Source organism: Myroides sp. 1354 (genome assembly GCF_030324495.1).
Taxonomy (GTDB): domain Bacteria; phylum Bacteroidota; class Bacteroidia; order Flavobacteriales; family Flavobacteriaceae; genus Flavobacterium.
On the sequence record NZ_JACAGN010000007.1, the window covers coordinates 101,623 to 116,703 of the forward strand.

Annotated in this window: 13 protein-coding genes; 9 read left to right on the plus strand and 4 right to left on the minus strand. The window is 36.6% G+C overall.

Going from position 1 to position 15,081, the window contains the following annotated elements:
• The first annotated feature begins 89 nt into the window (after positions 1-89).
• From HX004_RS09310 to HX004_RS09335, 6 genes are all read left to right on the plus strand, one after another.
• A complete protein-coding gene (locus tag HX004_RS09310) occupies positions 90-671 on the plus strand; it encodes a DUF4199 domain-containing protein (protein ID WP_286442224.1) in 582 nt (193 codons plus the stop codon).
• A gap of 9 nt (positions 672-680) precedes the next feature.
• Positions 681-1,646: a glycosyltransferase family 2 protein gene (locus HX004_RS09315; RefSeq protein WP_286442305.1), complete on the plus strand. Its 966-nt coding sequence runs from the start codon at positions 681-683 to the stop codon at positions 1,644-1,646.
• A gap of 11 nt (positions 1,647-1,657) precedes the next feature.
• Entirely contained in the window at positions 1,658-3,385 is a 1,728-nt protein-coding gene (locus tag HX004_RS09320; protein ID WP_286442225.1) for a phospho-sugar mutase, read from the plus strand.
• Between the two features lie 67 nt (positions 3,386-3,452).
• Positions 3,453-5,282 (plus strand): ABC transporter ATP-binding protein, encoded by a 1,830-nt coding sequence (locus HX004_RS09325; RefSeq protein ID WP_286442226.1) that lies wholly within the window; start codon positions 3,453-3,455, stop codon positions 5,280-5,282.
• 148 nt (positions 5,283-5,430) lie between these two features.
• Positions 5,431-6,624, plus strand: coding sequence for a nicotinate phosphoribosyltransferase (pncB, locus tag HX004_RS09330; protein WP_286442227.1), 1,194 nt, complete (start codon positions 5,431-5,433; stop codon positions 6,622-6,624).
• Between the two features lie 96 nt (positions 6,625-6,720).
• On the plus strand, positions 6,721-7,140 hold the full coding sequence (locus HX004_RS09335; protein WP_158962782.1) for a nucleoside-diphosphate kinase: 420 nt from the start codon (positions 6,721-6,723) through the stop codon (positions 7,138-7,140).
• A 60-nt stretch (positions 7,141-7,200) separates the two neighbouring features.
• Here HX004_RS09335 and HX004_RS09340 read toward each other — a convergent pair whose 3' ends face one another.
• The gene (locus HX004_RS09340; RefSeq protein ID WP_286442228.1) at positions 7,201-7,683 is read right to left on the minus strand and encodes a hypothetical protein; all 483 of its coding nucleotides are present in this window, start codon (positions 7,681-7,683) and stop codon (positions 7,201-7,203) included.
• A gap of 434 nt (positions 7,684-8,117) precedes the next feature.
• Here HX004_RS09340 and HX004_RS09345 point away from each other — a divergent pair, with 434 nt between their 5' ends.
• Positions 8,118-8,810, plus strand: a complete 693-nt coding sequence (locus tag HX004_RS09345) for a hypothetical protein (RefSeq protein ID WP_286442229.1) — start codon at positions 8,118-8,120, stop codon at positions 8,808-8,810.
• Positions 8,811-8,954: 144 nt separating this feature from the next.
• Here HX004_RS09345 and glsA read toward each other — a convergent pair whose 3' ends face one another.
• The 3 genes from glsA to HX004_RS09360 are packed head-to-tail and all read right to left on the minus strand — an operon-like array spanning position 8,955 to position 11,938.
• Complete coding sequence (gene glsA, locus HX004_RS09350; RefSeq protein WP_286442230.1) at positions 8,955-9,989, minus strand: glutaminase A; 1,035 nt, start codon at positions 9,987-9,989, stop codon at positions 8,955-8,957.
• Positions 9,989-11,020 (minus strand): AMP-binding protein, encoded by a 1,032-nt coding sequence (locus tag HX004_RS09355; protein ID WP_286442231.1) that lies wholly within the window; start codon positions 11,018-11,020, stop codon positions 9,989-9,991. The genes glsA and HX004_RS09355 overlap by 1 nt, the downstream gene beginning before the upstream one ends.
• 12 nt (positions 11,021-11,032) lie before the next feature.
• Entirely contained in the window at positions 11,033-11,938 is a 906-nt protein-coding gene (locus tag HX004_RS09360) for a CPBP family intramembrane glutamic endopeptidase (protein WP_286442232.1), read from the minus strand.
• A 43-nt stretch (positions 11,939-11,981) separates the two neighbouring features.
• Here HX004_RS09360 and arsC point away from each other — a divergent pair, with 43 nt between their 5' ends.
• Both arsC and HX004_RS09370 read left to right on the plus strand, forming a co-directional pair.
• Positions 11,982-12,323, plus strand: a complete 342-nt coding sequence (gene arsC, locus HX004_RS09365) for an arsenate reductase (glutaredoxin) (RefSeq protein WP_286442233.1) — start codon at positions 11,982-11,984, stop codon at positions 12,321-12,323.
• Positions 12,324-12,407: 84 nt separating this feature from the next.
• A complete protein-coding gene (locus HX004_RS09370) occupies positions 12,408-14,894 on the plus strand; it encodes a TonB-dependent receptor (RefSeq protein WP_286442234.1) in 2,487 nt (828 codons plus the stop codon).
• Positions 14,895-15,081 lie beyond the last annotated feature (187 nt).

Sequence of the window (15,081 nt, forward strand, 5' to 3'; positions counted from 1 at the left end):
CTCTCTTTTGTCTTATATTCCTTTAGAGAGCAAAAACTAAAAGGGTAATTTAGTATATTTGTAACTTACATTTTTTTGAAAACACACGAATGAAGAACCCTCTCAACAAAGTAGGCATCACCTTTGGAATTGTATTAGCCTTATATTACGTCCTATTTAACTGCACTTTATTTTTTACAGACAAGACCCTTTTTGCCAATAAATTTGTCGGCTTTTTTAATATGTTCGTCATTATTGTTATTGGCGTATTATGCGTTTTTACAGCAAAAAGAAAAGTGGGAGGCTATGTAACCTTTCGAGAGGCATTTACACCGTACTTAATTACGGTTGCCATTGGTGTAACGGTTAATTATTTGATGTACAACATCCTATTCAACTTAGTTGATCCTTCTGCAAAAGAACTGATTAATAAAGTTTTACACGATATGTTGATTGAGACCTTAAACAATTCAGGATTACCTCAAGAACAAATTAACGAACAGCTAAGTAAATCCGAAGAATTAAATCAATTTGAACCTGGTTCTCAATTATTCATGTGGGCAGGTAGTATTTTACGCATGTCTATCTTAGGTTTATTATTAGCCGCTATTTTCAAAAATAAATCGGAGTTTACAACACCAGTTAAAGAAGAAGAACAGGCAGAATCAACTTCCTCTGAATCAAACAGCTAAACCATGAGTATCAATATATCCATAGTCATCCCCCTATTGAATGAGGCCGAATCTTTGCCCGAGTTATACACTTGGATCAGTAAGGTTATGCACGAAAATAATTTCACCTATGAAGTTTTATTTGTGGATGACGGGAGTACGGATGATTCTTGGAAGATTATAACGAATTTATCTCAGCAACATACAGCTGTAAAAGGGATTAAGTTTCAGCGCAATTTTGGTAAATCTCAAGCCTTACACGCGGGTTTCGCTCAAGCTGAAGGCGATGTCGTTATTACGATGGATGCCGATTTACAAGACAGTCCAGATGAGATTCCTGGATTATACCACATGATTACGCAAGATCGCTTTGATATGGTATCAGGATGGAAGAAAAAACGCTATGATTCTGTTTTAGCAAAGAATCTTCCCTCTAAACTATTCAATTGGGCAGCGCGTAAAACTTCAGGAGTCTATTTACACGACTTCAATTGTGGGTTAAAAGCCTATCGCAAAGAAGTGATTAAGAGTATTGATGTATCAGGGGAAATGCACCGTTATATTCCTGTATTAGCCAAGAACGAAGGCTTTGATAAGATTGGAGAAAAAGTGGTGCAACATCAAGCGAGAAAGTATGGCACGACCAAATTTGGGATGAGTCGTTTTATTTATGGTTTTTTGGATTTAATTACCATTTGGTTTTTATCAAAATTCGGCAAAAGACCCATGCACCTTTTTGGTACTTTAGGGGTTATTACTTTTATGATTGGTTTTTTAGCTGCAGCTGGAATTGGCGCAAGTAAATTAATCAAATTGTATCAGAACAAACCTGCGATTTTGGTTACTCAAGATCCTTGGTTTTACATTGCATTAGCCACCATGATTATCGGAACACAATTGTTCTTAGCTGGTTTCTTAGGCGAACTTATTTTACAAACGAAATCAAATACAAATAGATATAAAATTGCTGCATACAGTGGTTTAAACGAACGCTAAATTAGAAGGAAATGCAAATAGAAAAAGAAATTTTAGCAAAGGCAGAACAATGGTTAAAAGAACCTTTTGATGCTGAAACACAAGCGATTGTTAAACAGTTACTTGACCATGATCCTGCTCAATTGCAAGATAGTTTTTACAAAAACTTAGAATTTGGAACGGGTGGAATGCGAGGTGTTATGGGAGTAGGAACCAACCGCATCAACAAATATACTTTGGGAAAAAACACCCAAGGATTATCTAATTTCATTAAGAAATCCTTTCCTAATCAAGAAGCAAAAGTAGCAATCAATTACGATTGCCGTCACAATAGTAAAGAATTAGCCCAAGTAGTTGCGGATGTTTTCACGGCCAATGGTATTCACGTTTATCTATTTGGTGATATGCGTCCAACACCGGAGTTGTCATTTGCCGTACGTTACTACGGATGTCAAGCAGGAATCGTTTTAACGGCTTCACATAATCCACCCGAATACAACGGATACAAAGTATATTGGGCTGATGGAGGACAAATTGTTCCACCAGAAGATGGAGCAGTGATTGACGAAATCAATCAATTGACCTATGAGCAAGTAAACTTTGCAGGGAATCATGCATTAATTACTACGGTTGGTGAAGAACTAGATCGTGCATTCATTGATTCCACAATTGAAAATGCGAGTTTTAATACACCACAAACCGTTAAAGACGGCTTAAAAGTAGCTTATACTTCCCTTCACGGAACGTCAATTAAATTGATTCCAAGAACCTTAAAAGAAGCAGGTTACAACAACGTTTATATTGTCAAAGAACAAGAAGAACCCAACGGAGATTTCCCAACGGTTCAATCGCCAAATCCTGAGGAACCAGAAGCCTTAACTATGGCTATGGCACTAGCGGAAGAAAAAGGAGCGGATATCGTGATTGGAACGGATCCTGATTCAGATCGTATTGGTATTGGTGTCCGCGATTTAGACGGAAAGATGATTCTACTGAACGGAAACCAAACCATGGTGATGATGACGGCGTTCTTATTGGAACAATGGAAGGTAAACCGCGGTTTTTCGGGGAATGAATTCATTGGATCTACCATTGTTTCTACTCCAATGATGCTAGATTTAGCTGAGAGCTATGGTGTAGAGTGTAAAGTAGGATTAACGGGATTCAAATGGATTGCAAAATTCATCAAAGAATTCCCTCAACAACAATTCATTGGCGGTGGAGAAGAGAGTTTCGGTTATATGGTAGGCGACAAAGTGCGCGACAAAGATGCCGTAGCCTCTGCTCTATTGGTGTGTGAGATTGCAGCCCTAGCTAAAGCAGCAGGTAGCTCTTTCTACCAAGAACTAATGAACCTATACATCGACCATCGTTATTACAAAGAGCACTTGATCTCCCTAGTTAAAAAAGGAATTTCTGGCGCAGAAGAAATCAAACAAATGATGGTGGAATTACGCGAAAATCCGTTAACTGAAATCATCGGACAACGCGTGGTTTGCGTTGAAGACTACCAAACAAGTCAAGCGAGAAATTTAATCACAGGGGATACCGAATCGATTCATATTCCAAAATCTAACGTATTGATTTACTACCTAGAAGACGGAACAAAAATAGCAGCTCGCCCAAGTGGAACAGAGCCGAAGATTAAGTTCTACTTCAGTGTAAACGAATGGTTAGACCGCTTGGAAGACGTTAAAGAGGTGGAGCAATTCTTAACCGACAAGATTCAATCCATCATCGATGAAATGAAACTGAACTAAACAGCATCAAAGGACTGGTCAAAAACCAGTCTTTTTTCTTTATTTTTGCCTTTTATATTGTACAAATATGAACGAATATTTCAAAAAGATTATCCACTTCGCTAAGCCGTATAAATCGTACGCTTACCTGAATGTTTTTTTCAATATCCTCTATGCGCTTTTTAGTGCGTTGGGATTTTTGGCACTAATTCCCATGTTAACGATCCTCTTTGGTGATGGAAAAAAAGTAACTGAACAACCCGTTTACACAGGTATTGGCCATCTCAAAGCCTATTTGGAAGACTCTATGTCTTATTTTCTGACCCAATATACGGCAGAATATGGGGCACAACACACCTTAATGGTTATGGCTGGTGTAGTCATCGCTATCTTCCTGTTGAAAAACTTATTCAACTATTGGGCGATGTATTTTATTACTTTCTTGCGCAATGGAGTTTTAAAGGACATTCGCAATGCCCTGTTTAAAAAGTCCGTGGACCTTCCGCTTTCTTTTTTCTCAGAAAAACGCAAAGGAGATGTCATTTCTAGAATGACCTCTGATGTATTGGAAATTCAACACTCTTTCTTATCGGTTTTAGAAGTAGTTGTCCGTGAACCCTTGACCATTGTGTTTACCATCATTGGTATGTTTGCGATTAGTACAGAACTAACTATCTTCGTTTTTGTCTTTGTACCTGTATCGGGAATTATCATATCTAAGGTAGGTAAAACCTTAAAGAGAAGTTCACAAAAAGCTTCAGAAGAACAAGGCTATTTCTTGTCAATTATCGAAGAATCCCTAGCTGGATTAAAGGTGATTAAGAGTTTTAATGCCGAGAAAAACTTTAATAAAAAATTTCAAACTTCGACTCAAACCTTTTACGAATTAAATAATACCATCTTAAATCGTCAAAACTTATCCTCTCCCTTGAGTGAATTCTTGGGAATTGTTACGATTGCAGTTTTATTGGTTTATGGGGGGCATTTAGTATTAGGAGAAGGAGTATTAACAGGTGCTGCTTTTATTGCTTATATCGGAATGGCGTATAATATCTTAACCCCAGCGAAAGCAATGTCTAAAGCCTCTTATGCACTTAAACGCGGTAACGCAGCAGCAGAGCGCGTATTGGAGATTTTAGAAGAACAAAATCCAATTACAAGCCCTGAACATGCCATTCAAAAAGAAACATTTGACGATAAAATCACCATTGAACACATTGATTTCAAATACGAAGATGAATTAGTTCTGAAAGACTTTAGCTTGACGATTCCCAAAGGAAAATCAGTGGCTTTGGTTGGACAGTCTGGTAGTGGAAAAAGTACACTTGCGAATTTACTGACTCGTTTTTGGGATATTAATGCAGGCGCAATTAAAATTGACAATGAAGACATTCGCAACTTAGACTTACACAGTCTGCGCAATATGATTGGTTTAGTGACTCAAGATAGCATCTTATTCAATGACTCCATCAAGGCCAATATGCTGATTGGAAATGAAAATGCGAGTGATGAGGACATCATTGCTGCGTTGAAAGTAGCCAATGCGTATGAGTTTGTCAAAGACTTACCTCAAGGCATCGAAACTAATATTGGAGATTCGGGAAGTAAGTTATCAGGAGGGCAAAAACAGCGTTTGTCTATTGCCAGAGCTGTATTGAAAAACCCACCAATCATGGTCTTAGACGAGGCTACTTCCGCTTTGGATACAGAAAGCGAAAAACTCGTTCAGGATGCTTTGGAAAACATGATGAAAAACAGAACTTCAGTGGTAATTGCCCACCGTTTATCTACCATTCAAAATGCAGACTTGATTGTCGTGATGCAAAAAGGAAGAATTGTAGAACAAGGAACACATGAAGAACTAATGAAACAAAACGGAACGTATACCAAATTGGTGTCGTTACAATCCTTTGAATAAATAACCTAATTCAACCCGCTTTTAAATCATTTAACAGCGGGTTTGTTTTTTTTATCACTATTTTAAGCAATAGCCTTTCTACTTTTCGTATATTGTATATTTGCGTCTGAATCTGATTGAATAGAGATTCCACACATTTACTAAAGCTATGGAAATAACACTTTCACCTCAAGTCATTCCGTCTATTTTAGACAACGACTTCTATAAATTCACCATGCAACATGCCGTGGTTAAGCAATTCCCCTACGCAAAAGCGGCATATATTTTCATCAATCGCGGACAGCATAAATATCCACCTGGATTTGCTGAAGCCCTAAGAGCAGCCGTAGATGAAATGGCAAAACTCAAACTGACAAAACAAGAAAAAGCATTTCTTCAGGTGACATGCCCGTATTTAGATCCTACCTATTTGGATTTCCTACAGGGGTATCACTTTGATCCTTCCGAAGTGGAAATCACACAAGAAGGAGAGGATTTAGAAGTAGCGATTAAGGGATATTGGTATCGAACGATTCTTTGGGAAGTACCCTTGATGTCAATGATTTGTGAGTTATATTACAAACTAACAGGATCGGTACGAGAATCTGACGATATCATTCGCGCAAAGACAAAGGAGAAAATTGAAAACTATAAAAAATTAGGTATTACAATTGCCGAATTTGGAACGAGACGCAGACATTCGTATACTGTTCACCAAGTGGTGGTAGAAACCTTACAACAATACGGAGGAGGAACCTTCATCGGAACGAGCAATGTCCATTTGGCGATGAAATACGGCACCAAACCCATTGGTACTCATGCGCATGAATGGTTTATGTTTCATGCGGCTAAATACGGTTTTAAAATGGCTAATTCCATGGGATTAGAACATTGGGTAGATACGTATAGAGGAGATTTGGGTATTGCTTTAACCGATACGTATACGAGTAAAGTATTCTTCGAATCTTTCGATAAAAAATTCGCCAAGTTATTTGATGGGGTGAGACACGACAGTGGAGATGCCATCGAATTTGCCAACCAAACCATCGCGCATTACAAAAAGATGAATATTGATCCCCTGTCCAAAACGATTATTTTCTCAGATGGGTTAAACCCTGAAAAAGTAGAGCGCATTGCGACCTATTGTAAAAATCGCATCGGCATGTCGTTTGGAATTGGAACGGATTTCACCAATGATGCGGGACTACCAGCGTTGAACATCGTGATCAAAATGACGCAAGCCTATCCCGAAGGGGGGCCTTGGACGGATGTAGTCAAGCTATCTGATGAACCGAAAAAACACACGGGAACACCTGAAATGATTGACTTAGCACAGCGTTTATTGGATATTCCAACGGCTTAGTTCAATTACTTCAATTTGAATGTGAATATTTTGAATCAAAATTTAATATATTAGACATAAAAGTCTATTTTTGCAAAAAATTTAATTTTAGAACAAATGGCAACGAACAGAACTTTTACAATGATTAAACCTGACGCAGTAGAAGCAGGTCATATCGGTGGAATCCTTAACATGATTACAGAAGCAGGATTTAAAATTGTTTCTATGAAGTTAACTCAATTAACAGTTAGAGACGCTCAAAAATTCTACGAAGTACACGCTGAAAGACCTTTCTATGGTGAATTAGTTGAATTCATGTCAAGAGGTCCAATCGTAGCGGCTATTTTAGAAAAAGATAACGCTGTTGAAGATTTCAGAAAATTAATCGGAGCTACTAACCCTGCTGATGCAGCTGAAGGAACAATCCGTAAAAAATACGCTAAATCAATTGGAGAGAACGCAGTTCACGGATCAGACAGCGACGAAAATGCTGCTATTGAAGGTGCATTCCATTTTGCTGGTAGAGAGCAATTCTAATTCACTTAGAATTTAAAAAATACTAAAACCACGAGCAATGCTCGTGGTTTTTTTATGTCTTTACTTGATAATTACAATGCGATCATCGAGATGAGATCGATCCCAAACGAGCACATCATTATACAACAGTTGATCTTTGACTAAACTATTTTTTCCTCTCTTTGCCCAAACTTCAATTTTATCGGTATCCCCATTCGGTAAGGCAATATAGACAACACTCGTTGTAGCATCCTTTACAAAATAGCTATAAACAAACCAGATACAATATTTTTTTTGCCCCTTATCTTCTGCCATATTTACAAAATGATTGATTTTCTCCTCTGCTAAAATAATAGGAGATCCACCTTCATCTAAAGCAAAGAATTGAATCTCATCCGTTTTCCATGCCCCTTTGGTCAAAGGGTTTAGTAAATCCTCGCCTTGTTCATTTTTGTATTCTAACATAAACAGTAAATCTATAGTAGTACTTGAGACATCTCCATCATTATTTTCCGTACATCCACTTAGGATAATCAGACTTAGTAGTAAAAATATATTCTTCATAACTTCAAGGTTTTATGCCAATAATCAACTATTTAAAATCAAAAACCATACTGTAATTAACATTTTTTTATACCAAAAACACAGACAGTGACCTATATTGGTAAAGCATTCAGTTCTAATGTTCTTTCATTGAACTAAAGCACAAATCACTTCATTTTAACTATATTCAATCAAAAACACTCAATAAATAACAAAACACAAATACTTTAACAGTATTATTTTTTATATAACAAACCGAATGCGTATATTCGAGTAATTTACAACCCATTAATAATCTACTGATGAAAAGATATTATGCATGTTAAGCTTGCCTTGTCCAGGACTCTAAACAGTTCGTTTACATCTGCCTAACTTATTGAGGTAGTTTTGCTGTTCTAATTGAAGGCGATGCGATACATTCCTTTTAGCTTGACGTTAAATCAAATTCTTCTATTATGAAAACAGTACACCTCAAACTCTTTTTTCCAAAGCATTGGAATCAAACTGAACCGTTGGCAATTTATTACAATCAAGAACTAATTGCTCATCTTCAATCAAATCAATTCACTGTTGTTCAACTTCCTCAAGAGGCTACATCCCTACACTGGCAACTAAGTGAATACAAAAATTCTATTGAGCTTCCCCCAGAAGAAACAACCTATCTACTCTTATCTGTACCTATGGGTGACAAACTTATTTCCTCCTATTTCAAACCGAAACAATCCAATTCTATTCAGGGTACATTTGTTTCTCAAGAGGAATTTAAAAACAGTACAAAAGAGACCCTTTATCACAACAAACAGACGTGGTTGCCTTCAACCAAACTAGACAAACCCATTCTCTATATCGGTCTTCTAATTGGAGTTATTAGTTTATTATATGCCATCTATGCTCAAACCGATTGGAGTGCAATACTTTTCTTATTAGGTGGTGGGACAATCGTTTCTCTATTAATTTTAATTTTTGAAAAGAACAGGGTTCCTATAGGAGATTACAAAAGTAGAATGTGGGCTTCTGTCGGTTGTTTTATTTTAATCATTCTCATGATTCCACGAAACGATTATGCGATTCAAATCCTATTGACGATACTAACCCTAGGCTTTACTCTGCGTTTTTTATATCATATCAGAAAGCTACAGATTAAATAACGAGTATGCTAAACCACAATAAAAAGCCCTACTCATAAAAAATGCCCCAAAAAGTGTATAACTTTTTGGGGCATGTCTAAATGCTTGCATTTAGTAGGGCTTTTATCTTATTCGTTTTATTCTTTTTTAAAGTTCTATGAGGAACTAAAATAGGCTCAAATCTAATTGGTTGACAAAATCATACAACATATGATAGCCTACAACAGAGTTTCCGTGTTGATCTAAAGCGGGGTTGAATACGCCAATTCCCATTTTATTGGGTACACTTACTGCAATTCCACCACCAACTCCAGATTTACTAGGTAATCCTACCGTTCTTGCGTATTCTCCACTGAAATCATACATACCTGCAATGAGCATTTGCGCTTGAATCAGTCGCGCTAAATCGCGGTTATAATAGGTTTTATCTCCATCAAAACGCGTACAACCATTGGCATAGAAATAGCCTATTTTAGCTAAATCTTCTGCCGTAACTTCGATGGAACACTGTTTGAAGTAATTGTCTAATTTATTTTCTTCTCCTTCAATTAATCCATTATTTTTCAATAAATAGAAAATTCCTCGATTGCGGTGTCCTGTTTCTTTTTCTGATAAGTAAACTGCTTCATTGATGGTAATACTTTCATTTTTAGTAATATAACGAAGCATTTGAAGTATTTTTTGATAGGCAACATCTCCTTCTCCTTCAATGAAAGCCGTAGTTAATATAGCTCCTGCATTCATCATGGGATTGAGGGGTTTTCCCGCCGTTTCAAGATTCGCATAATGATTAAATGCTTTTTCAGTTCCATAATACCCAATGCGTTCATATAAAGCTTTTTCTCCTTTTTCTTGTACGGCAATCATCAAGGCAATCACTTTCGAAATGCTCTGAATCGTAAATTTTTCTTTTACATCTCCTACATTGATGATTTCGCCATTGGATTTCACCACAGAAAAAGCAATCGCTTTGGGATTCGCTTTTCCCAATTCGGGAATATAATCTGCCACTTTTCCTTCTTTGTAATATCCTTGATTTCTATCTACAATTTTTTGCATTAAACCCGCTGTAATTTGCTGATCTAATTTCGTCTGCTTTTGCTGTGCCACACTTTGATTCACCTGACCGATTCCTACCAACATAATCAATAGTACTATTTGTTGTAATTTTAATATTTTCATCTCTCTAAAAGGGTACATTAGTTTATATTTTTACTTCTAATAACCTTGCCCGATTCTGTTTCTATCAATTGTTCTACGAATTGAATTTCTTTAGGTCTTTCGTATTTTGCTAATCCTTCGAAAACATCCTCATCCAAAGTATAAGGTTCACTTTCAATTACTAACACAACAATAGTACCAAAATAATCATCTGCTTTACCTCCTATAAAAAATCGAGACTTTATTTTATCAGCTAATTTTTGTTCAATTTGTTCTGGAAAAAGCTTTACCCCTCCACTATTAATCACATTATCAAAGCGTCCTAACCACTCAAAGGTTCGGTTGTTTATCAATTGAACTAGATCATTCGTTACAATGGGATTAGGATTTATTGCAGGAGCATGAATCACCAAACAACCCCGTTCATCTGTTTGTATATTCGCGTGAGGCAAGACCTCAAAATAAGGAGTTCCAATTTTTTTTGCAGCAATATGGGTAATCGTTTCCGTCATGCCATAGGTTTCATACACTTGCGTATTTTTCTCCAGTAATTTTTGTGCTAAAACTGGAGATACTTTAGCTCCTCCAATTATAAGTATATCAATCTGATTCATTTCTTTCAGACTATTTTCTACTTGCATGGGTACCATGGCAACAAAATTATAGTGCGTAGCTGTATGAGCTAAAGGACACGCACTAGGTTTACAGACATCGAGCTCCCATCCGAACAAAAGAGCTCGAATAAACATCAGTTTTCCTCCAACAAATTGAGTTGACATACACAGCAGGGCCTTGCTTCCTGGTCTTACATCAAAAAAAGTCACCGTAGCTTCTGCTGAAGCAATCATAGCCATTTTATTCAGCTCAATTTCTTTTGGAGGTCCCGTGGTACCCGATGTACGTTGTACAATATGCTTTTTTTCATCCAACCAATCGCCAATCAATTGCCCCAGATCACGAAGATGTTCTTCTGGGGATTGCAATAAGAGTAGCGCCTCGTGTTTGAGGGATTCAACTGTATGAGGTACTCCATTTAATTTAAATTGGGGATGAATATAGTTGTTATTCATAAATTCAAAATTTTAAACTACTCTACCGAACAAGCGGTTTTTCCAATCCTTCCATTGGTATTTTTTAGCAAAAATCACCAATAAAATGGGGTAAAAAACAAATACTTGCCAGATAAATTCCCAAACTGAAACCTGTTCTTGTTCTGCAATATTTAAAAATAGGGAATTTGTTTGAAACACCGTCCAACTTGACGTAACCAATAAAGCACCGATTAAATTATTTGCCGCATGAAACCCCAAAGCTAATTCCAATCCATCATCCATAAGAGTCATAATCCCCAAGAAAAAGCCCGTTCCAATATAGTATACCATAATGCCTCCCCCTAAGGTTTCTACCTCTGGATTAGCTAGATGCAATAAACCAAAAATGACAGAAGTAACGATTAAAGCGATACCTCTATTTCGCGTTGCTAGTCCGACTCCTTGCATGAGATAACCTCTAAAGAAATATTCCTCAAAACTCGTCTGAATGGGAATAAAAAGTAGAGCAATCACAAAAAAGCCTAAAAAAGCAGGCAAATTAAAATTAAAAACAAAGTTCGCTGGATTTAGGAAGTAACTAATCATAAAGCTCACGATAATCAAAATGGCTTGACAGCCAAAAGCAAATCCAAAGCGTTTTAGATCTATTTTTGCTCTTGATGTAGTTAAACTCACTAAAGATTGTTTATGTGCAAACAATACCCATAAAGCTAATAGTAGCAAAAAGATAGAAAAAGGAATAATTAACTGAAAAAATGCCATATTTTTTCCTAAAATCTCAATTTGAGAATTAAGTAATTCCTTGGTTGATATTGAAGAATACTTCGTTACTAACCAATTTACAAACATAATCATCAAATAAAAGAAAGTAAACGGAACATAATATAGAATTTGTCTCTTCGTTACTTGATGTTGTAGTTGATCGATGTATTTCATTTTTCAAAAAAATTGCTATATTTGAGAACAAACCCTAACACTTATGATTACAATTTATCACAATCCTCGTTGCAGTAAATCTAGAGAAAGTATCGCGTTTATGGAACAACAGGGCGTAGCGTACAAAATTATAAAATATTTGGATGCAAACCTCAGTTATGACGATATTAAAGCGCTGTTACAGAAGTTAAACTTCACCCCTATTGAGTTAGTTCGAACCAAAGATGCCTTCTGGCAAGAAAATTTTGCAGATAAGGTTCTTTCGGATGAAGATATTATCCAAACCATGGTCACTTATCCCCAAATCATAGAACGTCCAGTCGTTGTCAATGGCTCAAAAGCAATTGTAGCAAGACCAACAGAAAAAATTTACCAAATTTTGTAATTAACTTTATTTTAACAATTAAGTTATTAAACCAATCGTTCAAATTGTAGTCTAAGTTTTAGATAAGTAAACTAAACGACTATAATGAAAAAACAAACGCCTTCATCAGTTCTTCTGCTGTTGTTCGTATTTTTAACGGCACTAACAACAGCAGCTCAGAACCGCGCTCAAAGTACAGTAACTGGTACTGTCCTTGAGGCCGCGACTAACACCCCCCTTGAATACGCTAGTATTTATGCTCAAAATGAAAGCAATGCCAACCTTGTTTCTGGAGCGATGACCGACTCAAAAGGTCATTTTTCTTTTGATGTTCCAGACGGAACTTACTATATCAAAATTGATTTCCTGGGTTTTAAAACATTGGAATTAAAAAATATTACAGTGTCAGGTAACACCAATATTGGGGTTCAAAAAGTACAAGATGACACTCAAATGCTAGAAGAAGTTACCGTTATTGCGGAGCGTTCTACAGTAGATATCAAACTCGACAAAAAAATATACAACGTCGGACAGGACATGATTGTCAAAGGAGGAACTGCAGCGGATGTACTCGACAACGTACCTTCTGTTGTAGTGGATAGTGAGGGAACCATCAGCTTAAGGGGAAATGAAAACGTAAAAGTTTTAATTGATGGTAAACCGACAGGATTGGCCAACAACATTCAAGAGGCGATGCGCATCTTACCTGCAGAATCTATTGACCGCGTTGAAGTAATCACCAATCCATCTGCTCGTTATGAGGCTGAAGGTGGTGCTGGTATCATCAATATTATTTTGCGCAAAGGGAAGGCTTTGGGTATTAATGGTAGTATAACAGGAACAATTGGAGATCCTCGAAACTATGAATTGAATACGATGTTCAATTTTAGAAGTGAGAAATTCAATTTCTTTACATCTTTAGGGTATAGAGATTCAAAATCTGAGGGATACAATCTAAATGATAACCGCTACCTAGATCCAACAACAGGAGAACCTACACAGCGCATCCATGAATACAAAGACAACAACAGAGAAAGACAAGGCTACAATGGTACTTTTGGTTTAGAATGGTACTTAACCCCTTCTATCACTTGGACGAATACCGTTACTGCACGTCGTAATACAGGTAATAATCCCAATAGAGTAAACTACAGCTATTACGATGCTTCCAATACCTTCTTATACAATCGCTATAGAAATGAAGAAAAAGATGGTACGAGAAATAATGTAGATTACACGACAACTTTTGAAAAGAAATTTAGTAAAGAAGGGCATATTTTGACAATTGAAGGGTCAATCGCACAGGACAAAGACAATGAAAATGCGGGAATTGACGACATCAACGAATACTTAAATCAAACTTCTTTTGAGCGTACGTTCAATAAGGAAAAGGAAAAAAGTGGTTTAGCAAAATTAGATTATACGTTGCCTATTGGTGAACATGGAAATTTTGAAGCAGGGTATTTGGGAACATTCAAATCAACAAATACAGCATTTAATCTTCAACGTTTAAACAACGACAGTTGGCAAGTGGATAATCGTTTATCGAATACCTTAGAATACAAGGAGAACATTCATGCTCTTTATGCGCAATATGGAGACCGTATTACGTCACAGTTGAGCTTTATGGTTGGTTTACGTTGGGAAGACTCCAATATTGATGTAAATCAAATGGATACGAAAAGTTTCAACAACAAAAAATACAATGATTTCTTTCCTAGTGCATTCTTAAACTACGAATGGAATGAAAGCACAAGCACAAGTATTAGCTATAGTAGACGTGTAAATCGTCCGCGTGGTTTCTTCTTGAATCCATTTTCAAACTATACCAGCGATATTAACTTTTTCCAAGGAAATCCCGATTTAGATCCAGCAAAAACAGATGCTGTTGATTTAGGTTTTATGAAACGTTGGACAGGCTTTACGTTGAATGCATCGGCTTATTACAATAAAACAGATGACACTTTTCAATTTGTACGTCGAATTGCAGGGGAAACAGCAGATGGAACACCAATCTCAATTAGTTCTCCAATCAACCTAGCAACTGAACACCGTTATGGAGTAGATATTACGTTAAACTATTCTCCATTTAAATGGTGGAGATTGAATGGAAATTTCAACTTCTATAGAACGGAAACAAGAGGGGATTATACGTTTACTCATTTAGATGGTACGTTAGAAACCCAGAATTTTGACAAAGATACATATGCTTGGTTTACGCGTATTTCCTCTAAAATCACCTTGCCTTATAAAATTGATTGGCAGTTAAATGGAATGTATCGTGCACCCTACAATACGGCTCAAGGAAAGGTGTTAGGCAATTTATCAGGAAATGTAGCCTTGAGTAAAGATGTTTTAAAAGATAAAGGAACCATCACATTCAATATCAGCGATATTTTTAATTCGAGAAAAAGAGAACAGGATTTAGTATTACCTCAGTCTATTTCACACAGTGAAATGCAATGGAGAGGAAGACAGATTAATCTTTCCTTTACGTATCGATTCAATCAAACAAAGAAATTAGAACGTAAAAACATGACTCCAGGTGGCCCAGAAGGCGGTGGCGATATGGAAGGAATGGAAATGTTATAACAAAAAAAGCTGAGCTAACGCTCAGCTTTTTTGTTATATGAAATTGTTTTTAGGCAGATTTCCATCTGCTTCCACAATGATATTCAATTGATCCAGTTATTAGACAGATTTCCATCTGCTTCCACAATGATATTCAATTGATCCAGTTATTAGGCAGATTTCCATCTGCCTCTACAGTCTTGATTCA